The 17,389-nt window shown below is 60.8% G+C and carries 17 protein-coding genes and 2 pseudogenes; 6 read left to right on the forward strand and 13 right to left on the reverse strand.

Annotation, left to right across the window (positions count from 1 at the left end):
* Window positions 1-107 (forward strand): annotated as a pseudogene (locus tag A8V01_RS29000) (IS630 family transposase); the annotation flags it as partial.
* A gap of 111 nt (window positions 108-218) precedes the next feature.
* Here the strand turns inward: A8V01_RS29000 and A8V01_RS17025 are convergent.
* Window positions 219-482, reverse strand: a complete 264-nt coding sequence (locus A8V01_RS17025) for a DksA/TraR family C4-type zinc finger protein (RefSeq protein ID WP_103097196.1) — start codon at window positions 480-482, stop codon at window positions 219-221.
* 1,181 nt (window positions 483-1,663) lie between these two features.
* On the opposite strand from A8V01_RS17025, the gene A8V01_RS17035 reads away from it, so the two are divergent.
* The gene (locus tag A8V01_RS17035) at window positions 1,664-4,177 is read left to right on the forward strand and encodes a PAS domain S-box protein (RefSeq protein ID WP_103097200.1); all 2,514 of its coding nucleotides are present in this window, start codon (window positions 1,664-1,666) and stop codon (window positions 4,175-4,177) included.
* A gap of 207 nt (window positions 4,178-4,384) precedes the next feature.
* Here A8V01_RS17035 and A8V01_RS17040 read toward each other — a convergent pair.
* From A8V01_RS17040 to A8V01_RS17050, 3 genes and pseudogenes are all read right to left on the reverse strand, one after another.
* Window positions 4,385-5,903, reverse strand: a pseudogene (locus A8V01_RS17040) (cryptochrome/photolyase family protein).
* Between the two features lie 239 nt (window positions 5,904-6,142).
* On the reverse strand, window positions 6,143-6,889 hold the full coding sequence (locus tag A8V01_RS17045) for an SDR family NAD(P)-dependent oxidoreductase (protein ID WP_103097202.1): 747 nt from the start codon (window positions 6,887-6,889) through the stop codon (window positions 6,143-6,145).
* Window positions 6,879-7,868 (reverse strand): NAD(P)/FAD-dependent oxidoreductase, encoded by a 990-nt coding sequence (locus A8V01_RS17050; RefSeq protein ID WP_103097204.1) that lies wholly within the window; start codon window positions 7,866-7,868, stop codon window positions 6,879-6,881. The genes A8V01_RS17045 and A8V01_RS17050 overlap by 11 nt, the downstream gene beginning before the upstream one ends.
* 316 nt (window positions 7,869-8,184) lie before the next feature.
* Between A8V01_RS17050 and A8V01_RS17060 the strand changes: the two genes are divergently transcribed.
* On the forward strand, window positions 8,185-8,775 hold the full coding sequence (locus A8V01_RS17060) for a PAS domain-containing protein (RefSeq protein ID WP_245892668.1): 591 nt from the start codon (window positions 8,185-8,187) through the stop codon (window positions 8,773-8,775).
* Here the strand turns inward: A8V01_RS17060 and ispH are convergent.
* Window positions 8,772-10,637 carry a 4-hydroxy-3-methylbut-2-enyl diphosphate reductase gene (gene ispH, locus A8V01_RS17065; protein ID WP_103097208.1) on the reverse strand — a complete coding sequence of 622 codons (1,866 nt, stop codon included), beginning with the start codon at window positions 10,635-10,637 and terminating at the stop codon, window positions 8,772-8,774. The two genes, A8V01_RS17060 and ispH, sit on opposite strands and share 4 nt — an antisense overlap.
* A gap of 138 nt (window positions 10,638-10,775) precedes the next feature.
* Between ispH and A8V01_RS17070 the strand changes: the two genes are divergently transcribed.
* Complete coding sequence (locus A8V01_RS17070) at window positions 10,776-12,254, forward strand: phytoene desaturase (protein WP_103097210.1); 1,479 nt, start codon at window positions 10,776-10,778, stop codon at window positions 12,252-12,254.
* Window positions 12,255-12,433: 179 nt separating this feature from the next.
* On the opposite strand, the gene A8V01_RS28260 is transcribed toward A8V01_RS17070, so the two are convergent.
* Window positions 12,434-12,793, reverse strand: a complete 360-nt coding sequence (locus A8V01_RS28260) for a hypothetical protein (RefSeq protein WP_146037296.1) — start codon at window positions 12,791-12,793, stop codon at window positions 12,434-12,436.
* A 10-nt stretch (window positions 12,794-12,803) separates the two neighbouring features.
* Window positions 12,804-13,142 (reverse strand): helix-turn-helix domain-containing protein, encoded by a 339-nt coding sequence (locus A8V01_RS29800; RefSeq protein ID WP_211295043.1) that lies wholly within the window; start codon window positions 13,140-13,142, stop codon window positions 12,804-12,806.
* A gap of 252 nt (window positions 13,143-13,394) precedes the next feature.
* Here A8V01_RS29800 and A8V01_RS17080 point away from each other — a divergent pair, with 252 nt between their 5' ends.
* Window positions 13,395-13,685 (forward strand): hypothetical protein, encoded by a 291-nt coding sequence (locus A8V01_RS17080; protein WP_103097212.1) that lies wholly within the window; start codon window positions 13,395-13,397, stop codon window positions 13,683-13,685.
* Window positions 13,686-13,793: 108 nt separating this feature from the next.
* The gene (locus A8V01_RS17085; protein ID WP_103097214.1) at window positions 13,794-14,108 is read left to right on the forward strand and encodes a hypothetical protein; all 315 of its coding nucleotides are present in this window, start codon (window positions 13,794-13,796) and stop codon (window positions 14,106-14,108) included.
* A 728-nt stretch (window positions 14,109-14,836) separates the two neighbouring features.
* Here the strand turns inward: A8V01_RS17085 and A8V01_RS17090 are convergent.
* The 6 genes from A8V01_RS17090 to A8V01_RS17115 form a co-directional block, all read right to left on the reverse strand.
* Entirely contained in the window at window positions 14,837-15,019 is a 183-nt protein-coding gene (locus A8V01_RS17090) for a hypothetical protein (RefSeq protein WP_103097217.1), read from the reverse strand.
* A 63-nt stretch (window positions 15,020-15,082) separates the two neighbouring features.
* Window positions 15,083-15,295 (reverse strand): hypothetical protein, encoded by a 213-nt coding sequence (locus A8V01_RS17095; protein ID WP_146037297.1) that lies wholly within the window; start codon window positions 15,293-15,295, stop codon window positions 15,083-15,085.
* Window positions 15,296-15,339: 44 nt separating this feature from the next.
* Window positions 15,340-15,606: a hypothetical protein gene (locus tag A8V01_RS17100; protein ID WP_245892669.1), complete on the reverse strand. Its 267-nt coding sequence runs from the start codon at window positions 15,604-15,606 to the stop codon at window positions 15,340-15,342.
* Between the two features lie 8 nt (window positions 15,607-15,614).
* Window positions 15,615-15,875, reverse strand: a complete 261-nt coding sequence (locus tag A8V01_RS17105; protein ID WP_103097226.1) for a hypothetical protein — start codon at window positions 15,873-15,875, stop codon at window positions 15,615-15,617.
* A 662-nt stretch (window positions 15,876-16,537) separates the two neighbouring features.
* Entirely contained in the window at window positions 16,538-16,786 is a 249-nt protein-coding gene (locus tag A8V01_RS17110; RefSeq protein WP_146037298.1) for a hypothetical protein, read from the reverse strand.
* Window positions 16,787-16,868: 82 nt separating this feature from the next.
* Window positions 16,869-17,105: a hypothetical protein gene (locus A8V01_RS17115; protein ID WP_103097232.1), complete on the reverse strand. Its 237-nt coding sequence runs from the start codon at window positions 17,103-17,105 to the stop codon at window positions 16,869-16,871.
* Between the last annotated feature and the right edge of the window lie 284 nt (window positions 17,106-17,389).

Genomic DNA, 17,389 nt, shown 5'->3' on the forward strand with positions numbered 1-17,389 from the left:
AGCGAACGGTCAGCGGCCTGTGGAGCTTGATCGGCAAACTCGTCGATATCTTCCAGCCTCAGGAATGCGCCAACTACTTCAAATCATGTGGCTACGAACCAGAATGATCGAAAACCGCTCTAATCAACTGGAGCTTACTACCGGACCCTGACCGCTCTAGAGCGGGCCTTGAGGACAAGCTGCAGAGTTGCAAACGTGAGCCCACACACGGGGTCCCTTCACCGCAACTGGCTATCTTTGCTGCCTCTCCGGTTGATGTGGGTATGGACGATGGCTTTATCCCGCTGCCCTTGGCAAGTGACGCACGTGCGTACACCTGGCAGTGCTTTGCGCCGACGAGGGGGGATTTTTTCCCCGCAGTCTTCACAATGTTCTAGCCCCTCGCCGGCTGGCATGCGCGCACGGGCACTGCGGACGGCGTCACTCACGGTATCGTCGATCTGATCCTGCACCGCGCCATCGCGCGACCATCCTCCGGCCATATAGATTTCCAATCATCTTTCCGGCCTGACGTGGGAACCCGATGCCTGCGGTTCAATAGCGGCTACTCATTGCCATACGGGCCGCATGGAGCAGCCTCGTGCGACTGCCTCCTAGGCGAACCTCGGTAGATTCCTTTGCTGGCGCCTGCCAAGCAATGTTGTGAAGCAATGCGGAGCCTGTTGAGGCGATAGTCACCTTCCGGTCCTTGAGTGCTTAAGGTTGGAGCATTTAGGGGTTGAACGCTTCGTTATCGTCTCGACTTGTTAAAGCGGGCTGACAACGATGCGGCGACAACCAGCGCTTTAGGCGAAGTGGCGACGATATTCTCGGGATCAAACTTCAGACTTTCCGGTTGAGCATGAGGTACAGGATATACGGCCATGCGCGAAGGATCGAACCGGTGACGGAGTTGGAACGTCTGGAAACCAGAATCCGAATGGACATGGCCGAAATCGGTCAGCCTCTGGCAATACGCAGCGCTCTGAGCATCGCCCGGCGATACGCGCAACACGGATATGACGTGCCAGAGCGAGAAATCGAGGCTGCTGTTCGCCGTATAGCCCGCCCCTTACAATTCACGGTAGTCTAAGCTCGTCTGTCAGACGTCGTCGACAGGGAACCATCTCCCAGGAGGCACGCCGAACCAACGCGCAATTTACACCGTGCCGACTTTCAGGCCATCTTAGTTCTACGAAGCCGCGCGACACATGAACCCTCTCGTCTACGTAGGCGGATCTCGCGGTGATCCGCCCGCGAGCCCAGGAATTCGCTGCTCGGCAGTGGCTGGCCCGCCATTGATCTCGAAACCAAGCGCGGTGATGAAGGGGGAAGCGCGTCTATCGCATATGCCCTGCTCACACCGCCCTCTGCCGGTCCTGTGGGCTGCAAGCGACAACGCGGCGCACGTGCTGACATAACGCGATGATACCACGCGCCGACAATCGCCGGAAAATGCGCCGCTCGCCGCGTAATGAAAAAGCCTGATGAAGCGGTCGCTTCAGGATCGCTTTCTACATTCCCCCGAAACTCCGAGGCCGCTGCGCAATAGCAACTCTTTGCCTCACCCTCAGAGTTCCGAGTTTCCAGAACAAAGCGGCTTCGGCTATGGCAACGGCGATAACCAAGCGCGCGCCCCCTTGTCATACCGACGATTCGAAAGCGGCTTTCAAGGTCCCGATGCATGTCCTCAGTACCGATTTTTGACTTCTCGCCTGCTTCGGGTGCCCTGCTCTTCCTGCGCGGAGGCGGTGCGTGCGCGCAGCTCATCGAAAGGCAGGACTGGTCGGCCACACCGCTCGGGCCGATCGACCAATGGCCGCAGTGCCTCACCAGCGCGCTATCGCTGGTGCTGCGCTCCCGCCTTCCCATGGTTTTGATGTGGGGGCAAGGCGGCGTCATGCTCTACAACGATGCCTACTCGAATTTCGCGGGAAGCAGACATCCTGAATCGTTAGGCTCATACGTTCGCGAAAGCTGGCCGGAGGTCGCCGCGTTCAACGACACGGTGATCAAAGCGGTCCTCTCGGGCGAGACGCCGAACTATCACGATCAGGAAATGACCCTGCTGCGCAATGGGGCCCCGGAGCAGGTGTGGATGGATCTGGATTACTCCGCGGTGTGTGATGCCGAGGGTAATCCCGCAGGCGTCATCTGCATTCTTTCGGAAACGACCGAGCGGGTTGCGGCGCAGCGACGCAGCGCATTTCTGCTTGCCCTTTCGGACGACCTGCGCTCGCTCAGGACGCCGGCCGAGATCACCAGCCTCGCCGCGGCCCGTATCGGGGAACTGCTCGACGCCAGCCGCGTCTTCTATGCCGAGATAACCAGTACCGGCATGATGACGGTCGAGCGCGATTATGCGCGCAGCGTCGGCTCGATCGCGGGAGTGCATTCGCTGGCATCATTTGGTCCCGACCTCCTCGCTGCTTACCGTAACGGCGCCCCCGTGGTGGTTTACGACATCCCCGCCGATGAACGCCTGAGCGCTGCGGCCCGGGACGGCCTGTCCGCCCGGGAGGTAGGCGCCTTCATTGATGTTGTCCTGTTCGAGGAGGAGCAGTGGGTCGGCCTGCTTGCAGTCCAGAACGCCACGCCGCGCGTATGGAACGAGGCCGAGCAGATGCTCGTCCAGGAAGTCGCAGAACGGGTGAAGGCGGCGATCGAGCGGGCGCGCGCGGAGCGCGATCGGCTGTGGGATCTGTCGCAGGACATGCTTGCGCGCGCCGATTTCGCCGGAATGATGTCGGCCGTCAATCCGGCGTGGACGCGTGTTCTGGGCTGGAGCGAGAACGATCTGCTCACGCGCGGTTACGCCAGCCTCATGCATCCCGAGGACAGGCCGGGTTCGCTCGATGTGATCGGCCAGATGGCGCTCTCGCGTGAACCCGTGCGCTTCGAGAACCGCATCGCCGCGCACGACGGTGGCTGGAAAACCATCGAATGGATCGTCGCGCCCGAACCTGACGGCATCAACTTCGTGGCGGTGGGCCGTGATCTCACCGATGCCAAGGCGCGCGAAGCCGAACTGGAAACCGCGCAGGAGGCCTTGCGCCAGAGCCAGAAGATGGAGGCCATCGGGCAACTGACCGGCGGCATTGCGCACGATTTCAACAACATGCTTACCGGGATCATCGGCAGCCTCGACCTTATTCAGCGCAACATAGCGGCAGGCCGGCTCGACCGGGTCGATCGCTACATCGATGCCGGCAATGCGTCCGCTCAGCGCGCCGCCGCATTGACAGCGCGCTTGCTGGCATTCGGCAGGCGCCAGTCGCTCGACCTGCGAGTAACCGACATCAACACCCTGGTGTGCGGGATGAGCGACTTGCTTGAACGTACTCTGGGCGAGCAGACGGCGCTGGAGACCCATTTCAAGGCGGATCTGTGGCCAGCGTCCACCGATACGAATCAGCTTGAAAGCGCGCTGCTCAACTTGTGCATCAACGCCCGTGATGCGATGCCCGATGGCGGCAAGCTGATCATCGAGACCGACAATATCCATCTGGACGAGCGATACACCCGCGCCTATCCCGATCTTCAACCCGGCGAGTACGTGGTCCTGAGCGTTAGCGACACTGGCATTGGCATGTCGCCATCGATCGTCGAAAAGGTCTTTGAACCTTTTTTCACGACCAAACCGGTCGGTCAGGGTACAGGGCTCGGGCTTTCGATGATCTATGGGTTCACGCGCCAGTCCGGTGGACACGTGCGCATCTACAGCGAGCTGGGCCTTGGAACCACGGTCAAGCTGTTCGTTCCGCGAGCCCACGGCGAGACGGAAACCGTGCAACGCGGATCGCCTGAGTATCCTATGGGTCTTGGCGAGACGGTGATGGTGGTCGAGGACGATCCGTCGGTGCGGCTTATCATCACCGAGGTGCTCAAGGATCTGCAATACAATGCGCTCGAGCTACCTGACGCAGCGGCCGCGATCCCTCTGCTGCAATCTGACGAGCGCATCGATCTTCTGGTTACGGACGTGGGCCTGCCCGGCATGAACGGCCGCCAGCTTGCGGAGATCGCCCGTGAGACCCGGCCCGGGCTCAACGTGCTTTTCATCACAGGCTATGCGCCCAACGCCACGACAAGATCGGGCTTTCTCGACGAGGGCATGGGCATGCTGACCAAGCCTTTCGCAGCCGACACGCTGGCTACGAAAGTCCGGGAGATGCTGATACGCGAAACATCGGTTTGACGAGGCGCAGCCGATACTGGGCGATGGGCCTTTCGAATTGCGCTTTCGCAGGCCTGATCCCATCCCCGCTCCGCAATTACGTATTACCGGTCTTCTTATGCCAAAGCCGAAAAGGGTTCTGCGGATATGGCGCAAACGCCGCGACGCGGGCGTGATTTTCCAAGGGCAATGATCGCGACCTATCCACGTACCGCATTCCCGGCCATGCTATACGATCTGACGAAGGAGCTTTTGTGCCTGCGTCAAGACGGCCGCCTGATCCTCGCTGCTCTGGCTATCCCAAGTGCGATAGAGCATTGTCAGGCGGTGATTGCCCTTGAGCCTGTCACGGTGCCGAGCGAGGAAATCCCAGTAAAGCGCATTGAAAGGGCAAGCCTTGTCGCCGACCCGCACCTGCACCGAGTATGCGCATGCACTGCAATAATCCGACATGCGGTTGATGTAGGAACCGGACGATACATAGGGCTTCGAGCCTGGCAGACCACCGTCGCCGAACTGGCTCATGCCGAGCGTATTGGGCAGTTCGACCCATTCATAGGCATCGACATAGACCTCAAGATACCATCGTGGACATGCCGGGGATCGGCGCCGATGAGCAGCGCAAAATTGCCGATGATCATGAGCCTTTGAATTTGGTGCGCATGCCCTGTGGACAGGGTCTGCCCAATTGCCTCGCGCAGGCATCGCATGTCGGTTTCGCCAGTCCAGAACCACGCGGGCAAAGGCCCGTGGTGATTGAGGAAATTGCGTGCCACGTATCGGGGCCCCTCGCGCCAGTAAATCCCGCGCACGTATTCGCGCCATCCCAGGATTTGCCGGATGTAGCCTTCCACGGAGTTGATAGGCGCGCGGCCCGCCCGGTACTCCGCTTCGGCGCGGCGGCACAGATAAAGCGGATCGAGCAGCCCCGAATTGATGTAGGAAAGTATCGAATGCCATAAAAACGGCTGGCCGATCAGCATCGCATCTTCGTAACGGCCGAAATCAGGAAGGGCGCATTCGAAAAGTGGTCTGCCTGCCGCCGAGCATCGGCAGCGGTGACAGCGTAATCGAAATCGTCCAGCGATCCCGGATGGTCTGGGAACCGCTCCGCGACGAGGGCGAGGACTTCGCGGGTGATGGAATCCGGCTTAAAGCGCAAGGGCCGCGTCATGAACAGGTCGGCGTCTGCGGGCTTTCGGTTGTCCTTGTCATAGTTCCACCGCCCTCCGGCAGGCTTGCCCTCGTCGAGCAGCAAACCGGTCTTGCGCCGCATGGCCCGATAGAAGAACTCCATGGTCAGCTCGCGCCGTCCGTCAGCCCATTCCTCGAACTCGGAATGCGTGCACAGAAATCGGGTGTCCGACCGGACTTCGACGGGCAATCCGAAAAGGGTCTCCCAGCTTTCGAGCATGGCCGCGACGCGCCACTCACCCGCTTCGGTAACGATCACCCGATCGGGACGATGGCGATTGATCGCCCTGGCAACCTCTCCAGTGAAGCTGCCGCTGTTTTCAGGATCTTCAAGATGAATATAATCGAGTGTCCAGCCGGCCTTGGAGAGCGCTTTGGCATGCTGGCGCATGGCGGACAGGATGTAGGCGATCTTTTTCTTGTGATGGCGCACATATGTCGTCTCCTGTGCCACTTCCATCATCAGAAGAACGGTTTGGCTCTGTTTAAGTCCGGCAAGCGAGGACAAGTCGAAGGAAAGCTGGTCGCCAAGCACAGGCACGAGAGTTTTCATTAAAGTCCGTCCTGGAACAGGAGGTGGTGCTGCCCGACCAGCCTCGCAATGCACGCGCTGCCGGACACCCTCATCCTTCCCCCTTCTCGCTCCCGCTATCCGCTCGGGCCCCTTTTTCGCTTGCGCTCGATCTCGGGCCCACACGCAAGCGCCGTGAAGGTGTAGCCTCAGTCGCTGTAAAACATGCGCTAGCTTCCGATCTGGTGCGCATTTTGGGCCATTCCGGAAAGGTTTCCGCCCTAGTCCGGCAGACGCGTGCCATCCCAGGCGAAGAGACCGCCGCTGTCGGCTTTTTCCAGGCGGTCGACGACGTTGAGCAGGCGCTCGGCCGCATAATCCGGTGTGAAAAGCTGTCCTGGCGGCACACCGCGTTCGAATGGCGCGGATAGCCTGCTTTTGACTGTGCCGGGATGCAGTGCGGCGACAATGACCTCAGGATGGGTGCGCGCCATTTCTATCGCGAAATTGCGTATCATCATGTTCAATGCCGCCTTGCTCGCCCGATAGCCGTGCCATCCGCCCAGCCGGTTGTCCCCGATGGAGCCGACTTTCGCCGAAAGCACGGCGAAGACGCAGCGCCCCTGCCGTGGCAGCCGCGGCAGCACGTGTTTGGCGATGAGTGCAGGACCGATCGCATTCACCGCGTAAAGTCGCGCAAGCGCTTCGGCATCGAGTGCCCGCACTGTTTTTTCAGGGACAATGGCCGATGCCTGGTCGTGCAACAAACCCGTACAAACCAATACCAGGCCAAGCGGCGGCGCTAGCTCTGCGGCAGCCGCAGCAATTGACGCGTCGTCGTTGAGGTCGAAGCGGAATGGCGTGCATCCGGACGGGAGCCCCGCGCCACCGCGCGATCCGGCCATCACCGTAGCGAAACGCCCGCTTCCGGCCAGCCTTGCTGCCGCCGCTGCGCCGATAGCCCCACTGGCCCCGAATACCGCCGCCGTCCCGCCCGTGATGCCTTGTCCAGCTGCCTCATCCTGCATCCCTCAAGTCCTCCACCAGATCCGGAGCTTCCCAATCCATCAAGGTTGCCCGCATCCTTTCGGCAAGTTGGATGCCCGATAGCCATGCTCCCTCGACAGTGGGTTCGGTGCACCAGTCTCCGCATGCACCCAATCCCAAGGAAGAATTCCAGATGACCTGGTCCGACTGACCGCAGGGCCTTGAGAACCGCCACCTGTGAGCCTTGATAAACGTATGGGCCGGGAGATCAGTACCGATCGTTTCAGCAAGTTCCGCAAGCAGCTGGATTGCGACGTTGTCCGCCGAACTCTCTAGATGCTTTTGGGACCATTGCGCGCTGGCGTGCAGGACCCAGCATTCTGCCTCACCTCGGCCCGGCTTGGAACGGTTGTTCGCAATCACGGAGAAGATCCCGGCATCCGTCGCGAGATGCCCGGATGGCTTCAGGGGGCGGCAAAATTCGACCATGACCGCCCAGCAGGGAAAAGATCGTACGGAGGCGGCATGGCGCGCGGCCTTCAGATCGTGCAGGGCAAGCAGCGGCGCAGCCTGCTCGGCCGGTACGGCGACCACCACACCATCAAAGGGACCTGCCTGACAGCGTTCCCCCTCTATCACCCATCCACCGTCGGTCGTGACAAGTGATTGGACGGAAAACCCGAACCTAACGTTGAGCCCTCTGCTCTGTTCGGCAACGAGGCTTGCCATTGACGGGATGCCTACCAGCGCGTTGCGCGGACCGTCATCCCAACGTGCAACCCAACCGGCCTCGCGCCAGCGCATGACCTCGGCACGAAAGCGCGGATCGCGCGCTGTAAACGACGGTGCCCCCAAGTCCCAGGAAGCGTTCCCGATTGTCACGGTGGCCAGACGCCCGCCGGGGCGCCGCCCTTTGTCAAATAGCACGATATCGCCAATCCCGCGCAGTTGCTCGGCACAAGCAAGCCCTGCAATGCCTGCCCCAACGATGCCGATCCGCCGGCGCACGCCGCGGCTCATCTGCTGCGCACCTGTGCCTCATTGGGCATTTGCCCGCGCCTGCCGACATTATCCAGATACCACGCAGGCGCCCTGGTGGTCATCATCTCGAGGTGCCGGAACCTGCGCAAAGCATTACCGACAGATTTTTCTGTAAGCTCAAGAGTGGTTTGCCTCTTATCATCGTGCTGATGATCCGGCGCAAACCGCGCAGACATAACCTTCATGGCGTTCTCTCGAAAGGTTGGCCGCCAGCCGAGCGCATGCGGACGTTAGAGAAACGTTCTAGGCATCTCTTCCGCTCTCTGCGATATGGCCTAACGGGAAGGGAAGCACAGTGCTAAAGACCTTGGATCCGAACGCATTGATAGCGAATAGCCGGGTTGCAGCCGTGGTGAGTGACCCTTGCCTGGCAGACAATCCGATCGTCGCCTGCAACGAGGCGTTCCTCGAGCTGACAGGATATTCCAGGACGGACGTGATGGGTCGCAACTGCCGGTTCCTGCGCGGCATGCGGACCGAAGAAGACCAGGCCGCGATGCTGCGCGATGCAATCGCGCAAGTCCGTCCGGCGATGGTCGAGCTCATCAATTATCGCAAGGACGGCACGGCGTTTCGAAACGCCGTAATGGTCGCCCCGTTATTCAACGGCGACGGGGAGATCGAGTTCTTCCTCGGCTCGCAAATGGCCATAGACGAAAGGCAGCCCAGTCGCCACCAGCAAGCACGGGCGCGGATCGAGGGTCTGAGCCGGCGTCAGCTCCAGATAGTCCAGGCACTGGCACAGGGACGCTTGAACAAGCAGATTGCCTTCGAGCTGGGCGTGACCGAGCGGACCATCAAGATGCACCGCGCCGCGCTCCTGCGCGCACTGGACGTCCGCACAGTGGCGGAGGCGATCCGGATCGCGATCGAAGCCGGTCTCTAAAGCGTGCGCCGAGCCGCGAAGCGTGCCAGTTCTAGCAGGCAAGCGGCTCTGTCACCAAAGGGTTCCAGGGCCTTAGCGCAGGACGCGAGAAGACGCTGCGCCTCCTGCGCCGCCCCCTCGGCACCAAGAACCGAGACAGCATTCTTTCGGTTTTTTGCGGCGTCCTTGCCCAAGGCCTTGCCGACCACCCGCTCATCGCCGACCGCGTCCAGCAGGTCGTCCTGCAACTGAAACAGCAGACCGAGGTCTTGCGCGAAGGATAACAGTCCTGCGTTGCATTGGTCATCGGCGTGACCCAGAAGAATGCCCGCTTCGACGGCATAGCGTATGAGTGACCCGGTCTTGCCGGCCAGACAGGCGATCAATTCCGCCGAGGAAATTATCTCGCTCGGGTAAAGGTCCATCATCTGGCCGCCGGCAAGCCCGTCCTGACCCACGCTTCGAGCAAGGCGCAGCACCAGTTCAGCACGCACGCCCGCATGGTGATGCGTACGGGGATCCGCCAGTATGTCGAACGCAAGCGCGAGCAGTGCATCCCCGGCGAGCAGAGCAGTGGCTTCGTCGAATTGGCGGTGCGCCGTTGGCCTTCCGCGCCGCAGGTCGTCGTTGTCCATGCAGGGGAGATCGTCATGAACGAGAGACTGGGCGTGGACGCATTCGATGGCTGCCGCAGCGCGCAACGCCATGCTTCTGGTCCCGCCCAGCATCTGCGTCACCGTAACGGTGAGAGCGGCGCGAAACCGCTTGCCTCCTGAGGTCGCTGCGTAGCGCATGGCATCGGCAAGACGCAGACTTCGCGCGGGCATATCGCCGATCGCCTCGAGAATGGCCTCGTCAACATCCCGGCGGATGTCTGCCAGGATCGCCGCGGCATCGGATCGCTCGCGGCCCGGAAGTGTAACCGGCACCGGTCGAAATCTCATGCCTTCCTCCGTTCCGGCCACCTCGCTGAAACCGAACCCGTGTTCACGCAGCCAGGCGCATACTTCCTCGATCACCTCGTCAGGAGCCGATGCTGCCGCGCTGAGACCAACCCTCATGGCGGCAGCGGGGAAACGCGATGCCAGATCGTCGGCGCCTTCGACCAACAGGCCCTGAGGGCATCCGGCAGCAATCGCGGTCTCGACGAGCCGGCGCGCATTCGATGACATCGGATCGCCAACGATCACCACCACATCGCATTGCGCAGCTATCTCGACGACAGCGGCCTGGCGGTTGGTCGTTGCATAACAGATGTCGCTTGTGCGAGGCCCCGCGCAGTGCGGAAATCGGGTCTTTATGGCCTTGATCATGCTGTCTGCCTCGCCGACGGAGAACGTGGTCTGAACCGCATAAGCAACCGGCGTGTCGTCAGGAAGTAACAAGGCATTGACGTCCGTCACGGTGCCGACCACCGAAATACTTGCGCGGGGGACCTGCCCAATTGTCCCAATGATCTCCGGGTGATCGACGTGTCCGACGAGTACGACATGTCGGCCCTGCAGATGCCACTGGACTACTTCGGCATGCACCTTGGCTACAAGCGGACATATCGCATCGACAACCCGCAGCTTGCCCCGCCGAGCCGCGTCTTTCACAGCAGTTGCGCTGCCATGGGCGGAGAGGATGGTAACTGCGCCTTGCGGTATTTCGCTCACATCCTGAACGAAGACTGCCCCAAGGCGCTCGAGACGCGCGACTACCCGGCGATTGTGCACGATTGCGCGGCGAACGTAGACCGGGGCGCCATGGGCGGCCAATGCGTCTTCGACGGCGGCTATAGCCCGCCGCACACCTGCACAGAAGCCACGCGGATTGGCCAGCAGCACCGACTTGCACCCAGCCGCGTGTCTTTGATCGAGATACAGGCTTTTTGAAACCATTTTCGTATTATCCTAACTCACTGGCACTGTTTCGTCTTTTTGCCCGGATTTCCACCCTCCCCTTTGGACAGGTAGTGCTATGGGGAACATCCGGTACGACATGGAATCATCCGGCCCTCCAAGAATGGCGACATTTTCATGCCTTCCAGATCCTGCGCTATTGTCATCGGGTCAGGCTTCGGCGGATTGGCACTCGCGATCCGTCTGCAGAGCGCGGGCATCGACACGACAGTGCTCGAAGCGCGCGACCGCCCTGGCGGCCGCGCCTATTGCTGGAAGCGGGAAGGGTACACCTTCGATGCCGGTCCTACTGTGATAACCGACCCGGCTTGCCTGGAAGAACTCTGGGCACTGTCGAGGAGCCGAATGGCCGATGATGTGATCTTGCGGACGGTCGACCCGTTCTATCGCCTTGTCTGGAACGATGGGACGCAGTTCGATTACTCGAACGACGATGCCCTACTGAAAGCAGAAATCGGCAAGCTCGATCCGCGGGATGTCGAGGGCTACAAACGTTTTCTGGCCTATTCCCGCGCGGTCTATCAGGAAGGATACGTGAAGCTTGGCGCCGTCCCGTTCCTCGACTTCAGGAGCATGCTGAAAGCGGCGCCCGCATTGGCCCGGCACAAAGCCTGGCAATCGGTGTATGCAACGGTTGCCTCTTTCGTGCGAAACGAGAAGTTGAGGCAGGTGCTGTCATTCCACACATTGCTGGTCGGCGGCAATCCCATGAAGACGAGCAGCATTTATGCCCTCATTCACCATCTTGAAAAGCTGGGCGGGGTCTGGTGCGCAGCAGGCGGCACGAATGCGCTCATCGACGGGATGGCGGGGCTGTTCGAACGTCTGGGCGGGAGGCTGGTGCTGAACGAAAAGGTCCAGACAATCACGTACGAGGACAGCCGGGTAACGGGCGTGGTCACCCAGTCCGGGCGCCGTTTCAGTGCCGACCAGATCGCCAGCAACGGGGATGTCGTGAGCACTTATGCGACGATCACCGGTTCCCGCTATGCCGCTCGCAAATTGCGCTCGCTGAAGTCCAAGCGCTTTTCACCCAGCCTGTTTGTGGTGCACCTTGGCTTGAAGGGTACGTTCCCGCGGATTGCCCATCATTCGATCCTGTTTTCGGATCGCTATGGGCCGTTGCTTGACGATATTTACACGCACGGCCGCCTGCCCGAAGACCCTTCGATCTACTTGCACAATCCCGGCGCCAGCGATGCGAGTGTCGCCCCGGCTGGTAGATCGGCGTTTTATGCGCTGGCCCCCGTCCCCCACCTGGGTGCCGCACCGATCGATTGGGCCACAGAAGGAGATCGCTACCGGAAGATCGTCATCGAGCGCATCCGCGCCACGCTGATCCCGGACATCGACGATCGCCTCGAGGTCTGCTTTCACTATACGCCCCGCGACTTTGAAAGCGATCTGGGCGCTCATCTGGGCAGCGCTTTCAGTCTGGAGCCGACACTGACGCAAAGCGCGTGGTTCCGCGCCCACAACCGCGACGATCATTTCGGCAATCTCTTCCTCGTGGGCGCAGGCACCCATCCCGGCGCGGGCATTCCCGGTGTCGTCGGAAGTGCAAAGGCAACAGCAGGATTGATGATCGGACCATAAGTGCCGCCGTTGTATGCGGCACTTGAGCCGTGCGGGGTGTGTGCGACGGCATCAATCGGGTCAAAAGTCGGCAGGGTACCTGAGTGATCGCCGCCTCAGGCAGTGATGAAGCAAAGTGCGCAAGCGGTTTCCAATATCGCGGAACACCAACACTCTCCGCCCTATCGGAGCGATCAGAATCATTGCTGTTCGAGGGCGGACGCCTGGCGACCAAGCTCATTCGCCTTTTCACTCGCAGCTTGGCGGATTTCCTTTGCCTTCGCTTCCAGCTTGTCAGCTTCCGCATCTGCCTGCGCTTCTAGCAGTCGGCCCTGATCCTTGAGGGCATCGGCATGCGAAGCGCGCATTTTTTCCTGAGCACGGTCAATTCGATCGGCTGCGGCTCCTGCCTTTTCCGCAGGCCCGCCACCCTTGTACTCACGCCCTGCTGCTTTGGCAGCGGCCTCGTCTTTTTGGGCCCCAGCCTTTTCCTTGGGTCCGTCACACCCGGCCACGAGCAATGCGAGTGAGGAGGCGCAGATGATGGATAGCGTCTTCATGCCAGTCTAACTAACTGCGCGCGGTCGCGTTCCGCTTATTCACAGAGCGCCGAAACAGATCGCGGCGCATGTTCGTCATTCGGCAATCCGACCAATCATTCGCATCACTGCTGCGGGTAGATGTCATGCAGGACGAAATCGAAATGGTCCTCGGTTGTCGTCGCGCAATCGCCCCCGTCTCCCGCAGAATTTGCTCATCTTTCACGATGAAGACACCCCGGCGCACCTCTATCGTTCCGGGCACACGCAACCGGGAGATCACGCGCGTCACGAACGATCGGCCAACACCAAGCACCCCGGCCAGTTGCACATGGGTAAGCGCAAACTGCGAGCCACGCGTCCTGCTCATCGGGGCATGGAGCCGTTTCGCCGCGCTTTATGTGATGGTCTGCGTGGCATTGCACGGAGCGGTCTGGAATACCTGGGAGAGCAGGCATTCCGAATAGCGCGAGAACCAGTGGCGAACCGTTGGGGAGTCGAGCGCAAAATTCTCCGGGCGATAGATTTATCAGAAACTTAACTGGACTAACGCTGGTTTCGGTCCAGATACACGGCTTGGCCGCATTCGCAGTTCGGACTCAAGCTCGGAGGCGTGGGAGATATGTCGTGGAAGGACGACGACCGGATTAAGGAAATAGAGAAAGCACTTCTAAGGGCCGAGGGGGCTCATTATGCGCTGCATGATGTTCTCGCCCGCGCATTGGGCCGGCTGCCGACTGCTGATTACGATCAACTCATGCGCTCCTTGGCCAAGCAGGCTGATGACCTCGATCCACGCCTTGGGGCGGATCGGATCGCAGGTTATCGCGATGAGCTTGCATCGATCGCGGAGGAGGTCGAGCACGCACGGCCTCCGACCTCGGGCCTGCTGGGCAGACTTCGCCGAAGCTGAGCGCGCTCGATCCCGTCAGCAAACACGACAGGTTCGTGGTTCGATCGCAATGTGCTATGCAGCCATGCCGCTGCGTGCTTGTGCATTTGATGGTCGCGCATAGAACGATTGGAAGAGATTTTGCCTGCCCACGGCAGCGACGATCCGCCGCGCGAACTCACCGAAGGCGCGCTTCTCGCATTACGAGAGGTGGCGATACAATTGCTCAAATGTATCTCAGAGGAAGACATACGCACGGCGATCAGGGAGGTGCTTGAAGACCTGCCCGACCGTGGCGAGACGCTTTCCTCCAGCATCGCTGAGAGCTATGCACAAGAACTGTTTGCGCTACAACGCGAAGTTGACCGATTAAAGGACGGAGCGAACGCTTTGATCGCGTACCTCGACGGGGGAATCGATAAAGGTGGGCCCACGGGCGGCTAGTTAACGCCGGCTGCGAGCGTTGCATCGCCGCCCTCCCATTTCATGCACCTCAATCAATTTCCAGCAAGCGCGGCGTCGATCATTGCAGTCCATGCCGCCCTAAAGTTATCGGCGACAGTCGCGCTGGCAAGATCCGTGTTTCCAGATCCGCACATTTCTTCGGAGGGGCTACGGATTGTGCCGAGTGCTTCTGAGCCTCAGGCCGATATTTCATCCCCTGCGGCCCGGCGTGCATTCGGATGACGGCCCGAGATCGAGCGGCCCTGTCCGCCGGTTCCAAGTGCCGCTCCAGACCTCACCGGCGCGCCAAATCGTTTTCGCTCCTGTTCGAGCTTTCTGGCGACGTGCTATTCGCCGGGAAGCGCCTTCTCAATAAGGCGCCGGATAGCCTCAGGTCGGGTGGGATGTCCGAACTCGCGCTCCCGCCACGCATCGATTCTTGCAATCAGATCCGAATGCATCGAGATTGTTTGGCTGATCGACCTCTTCCGAGCCTTCACCTTATGGATCATTCTCACGCCGTTTCGTTTCGGGTTGCTGCGGCGGGGCGAATGAAGTTTGTCGGGGGGACTGGCTAATTTCCCACCGCAGCGGCCCAAATGTGTACAAGTGAGCGCTTCTTCTCAATTTGCATGCGATAAGGCGTTTACGCAAAGCGATAATCCGCCGTCCAAGTTCCGCCCCCAGTGCTGATAAAAGCAGATGGGAAACGGCATCCGAGTCTCGGGTCACGGCATCCTCTTGGTTTCAGTCTCTGTCGGCTCCGGCAAACCGAGCCTTTGATCCAGGATCCTGTTATACGCTTCCAGCAGATCAACGACGCTTTCGATCGGAAGTCTGGTATCGGCCCTTTCAAGAGCCTCGCTAACGTCGCCTTCCGTCGCTGCGCGCAGGTTGTCGATGATGTCCATTGCTCTTCCTCGTTAACTGCGGAAAATCAACTTGGATCAATCAGGAGGAGTTCCTGAGGCGCGTCAGTGCCGACGCGCTCCGTGCTGTGCCCGCAAGAGAATGGTCACCTTGTCAAAGACCGACAGCCATTTGGCCATCCCCGTATAATCGCCGCTGCCTGACATGCTCTGAATATGCTGGCTGACGACACATGCGGCGCTGGGACCGAGCTGGTCGGCCAATTCGGCGGCATAGATCCATGCCGCTGCCACGGTCGGGAGATCTCCGGCGCTCATGCACTGCCGGTCGAACGTGGGGACGCGGTAACGGCGCGACGGCATCACAGGTCGAGCAGCGATAGTTGAGGCTGGTCGTCCGCCGGGGCGCTTCCGGCACGATCAAGCAGGCGGGCGGCGGCTGCGGCATCATTGAGGTCGATTTCCGCGATCATCACCAGGTTGCGGGTGATCTCGACCTTCTCGCGCAAGCGCTGGAGCACAGCGGGGAAGATGTCGCGCAGTTGACGGCCATCGTCGGGGGTGGCGCCGTCGCGATCGGCTTGTGTAAAGCGGTGCTCCGCCAACGCGATCAGCGCGTCGTCCGTCATCGGGCCCGTCATAGTGCTGCCCAGTCCATTTCGGCGTCATCCACCGCATCGAACATCTCCGGATCCGCACCGGTATCTCCCAGCCGCTTGCGTACCGCATCCGCATTCCCGTCCTTTGGAAAACCCCTGTCCGATTTCGCGATTGTCGCCAGCTGACCGATGAGGCCGCCCCGCTCTACCTGCTGAAGAACCCACTGTCCGAACGGCACCGGCTTTTCCGGCGCGTCGCGGACATCTACGCGAAGGTCGTCACGGCTGGGCAGTTTCATCTCGACACATCCTTCTTTTCCGAATCGCTATCATGCGCTCATAGCATGTTCGATGTTTGTTCTCACAGCCCTTGCCCGCGTACCCTGACGCCATGACGTGCCGGATCTGCACCGCCAACCGGGATGCGCTGGCCGATGAGCTGACACATGAGATGTGGGCCTCCTGTATCGACAGCAAGCCCGGCAGGGAATGATCGGCAATACGCCGCCCCATTCCTGAGAGTTGGATACCGCGACCACACGCGCGATGGCTTAGGCATCCATTCCACAGCCGTCTTTTTTCCCGCATGAACCGCGGTGCAATCGACATCCTCGATGCCGCTGCCGTCGAAGCGGGCAAAACGCCGATGCCTCCGAGACCCATGGTGTGACCGGCGCCAGCTTGGCCGTCAATTGCGGGAGTCGCACGGGGATGGCAGGTCGAGCGGTTCTGGGCATGAATAACGACGCAACCCGGCACACATGCAATGGCCCCCTTTGTCGGACCCGAGACATCCAGATTTACCTCCACCCTTGGAAGCTCGTTGCTAGTCAGCGCGGGTAACGGACTTTGTCATGATGCGGTGCAGCAATGTCGTGTAGATATGCCGAGCGACCCGAAGGGCTATGCCCTTGAAACAACTGGCCCGGCCTGCCTTCGCAGCGCTGGGCCTCTTTGCATCTCAGCTTTTCCGCATTCGCCGGTGAGCCTGCCTCGCCAGCAAAACCATAATCTGATCGGTCGGAAGCCGCGCCGACACGCTATTCCGGAGCGCTAAGCCGTTCGTGGCGTCATCGACGTTGTGCTCGAGACGTAAGCGCCCTTCCAGCGCAGCAAGATCGTTGCTGCTGTGGCACTCGTCGGCGGAGAAGATTGCGAGCGATTCATTCGTCTCGACGTTGACCAAGTAGAAGTAGGAGAGCGGAATCACGGCATAGTCCTCCGACCCTCGTCGTTCGCCTAAAGAGTGTTCGCCAGCGCGGGGACGCTTCCACAGCTCGGTGGGGGGCGACCTAGGCCGCGCCGCCATCGTGTTCGGTTTTGAACTTTGGATTGCGCTGAGTGCCCGCCTGCTCGGCATCGGCTTCGTCCAGCGGATGCTTTCGGGCAGCTACCCCACCAGGCTCCGCCCTCGGCGTGGCTCCGGTGTCGCTGCGGCCCTCAGTGTTCTGGCCCGGGTTCTGCCTTTCCTCGCGCTTATCGTCGCGATGGGCCTTATCCTCATGACTGCGCTGGGTGGGGTCGGTCATTGGTCGCGCCTCTTGAATTGCAATGCCGTCTCAACGGGGCAGCCCCCCCTACGTTCCATCGCGGCAAGAGTGACACACGGCCCCCCTTCATCATCCCTGCATGTGCAACCTCTACCGGGTCGCGGCCCATGTCTCAAAAGCCTGGCCCGGCGACACCAGCTTCGTGATCGAGACCGCCGAGCCGCGCCCGATGATGCGGGGGTTCCCGAGGCATGCCACCAGCAAGCGGACGGTCCCCCCCTGCACGATGGCCCCGCCGTGCACAAACCTGCGGGAACGCGGAG

It is taken from the genome of Novosphingobium guangzhouense (assembly GCF_002896965.1).
In the GTDB taxonomy this organism is placed as follows: domain Bacteria; phylum Pseudomonadota; class Alphaproteobacteria; order Sphingomonadales; family Sphingomonadaceae; genus Novosphingobium; species Novosphingobium guangzhouense.

What these genes read in the sequence shown, in the direction of transcription:
- A8V01_RS17025 (WP_103097196.1), bottom strand. Translation starts at nt 482, where the DNA reads ATGGCCGGAGGATGGTCGCGCGATGGCGCGGTGCAGGATCAGATCGAC.
- A8V01_RS17035 (WP_103097200.1), top strand. Translation starts at nt 1,664, where the DNA reads ATGTCCTCAGTACCGATTTTTGACTTCTCGCCTGCTTCGGGTGCCCTG.
- A8V01_RS17045 (WP_103097202.1), bottom strand. Translation starts at nt 6,889, where the DNA reads ATGCAGGATGAGGCAGCTGGACAAGGCATCACGGGCGGGACGGCGGCG.
- A8V01_RS17050 (WP_103097204.1), bottom strand. Translation starts at nt 7,868, where the DNA reads ATGAGCCGCGGCGTGCGCCGGCGGATCGGCATCGTTGGGGCAGGCATT.
- ispH (WP_103097208.1), bottom strand. Translation starts at nt 10,637, where the DNA reads ATGGTTTCAAAAAGCCTGTATCTCGATCAAAGACACGCGGCTGGGTGC.
- A8V01_RS17070 (WP_103097210.1), top strand. Translation starts at nt 10,776, where the DNA reads ATGCCTTCCAGATCCTGCGCTATTGTCATCGGGTCAGGCTTCGGCGGA.
- A8V01_RS28260 (WP_146037296.1), bottom strand. Translation starts at nt 12,793, where the DNA reads ATGAAGACGCTATCCATCATCTGCGCCTCCTCACTCGCATTGCTCGTG.
- A8V01_RS29800 (WP_211295043.1), bottom strand. Translation starts at nt 13,142, where the DNA reads ATGAGCAGGACGCGTGGCTCGCAGTTTGCGCTTACCCATGTGCAACTG.
- A8V01_RS17080 (WP_103097212.1), top strand. Translation starts at nt 13,395, where the DNA reads ATGTCGTGGAAGGACGACGACCGGATTAAGGAAATAGAGAAAGCACTT.
- A8V01_RS17090 (WP_103097217.1), bottom strand. Translation starts at nt 15,019, where the DNA reads ATGGACATCATCGACAACCTGCGCGCAGCGACGGAAGGCGACGTTAGC.
- A8V01_RS17095 (WP_146037297.1), bottom strand. Translation starts at nt 15,295, where the DNA reads ATGAGCGCCGGAGATCTCCCGACCGTGGCAGCGGCATGGATCTATGCC.
- A8V01_RS17100 (WP_245892669.1), bottom strand. Translation starts at nt 15,606, where the DNA reads ATGACGGACGACGCGCTGATCGCGTTGGCGGAGCACCGCTTTACACAA.
- A8V01_RS17105 (WP_103097226.1), bottom strand. Translation starts at nt 15,875, where the DNA reads ATGAAACTGCCCAGCCGTGACGACCTTCGCGTAGATGTCCGCGACGCG.
- A8V01_RS17115 (WP_103097232.1), bottom strand. Translation starts at nt 17,105, where the DNA reads ATGACCGACCCCACCCAGCGCAGTCATGAGGATAAGGCCCATCGCGAC.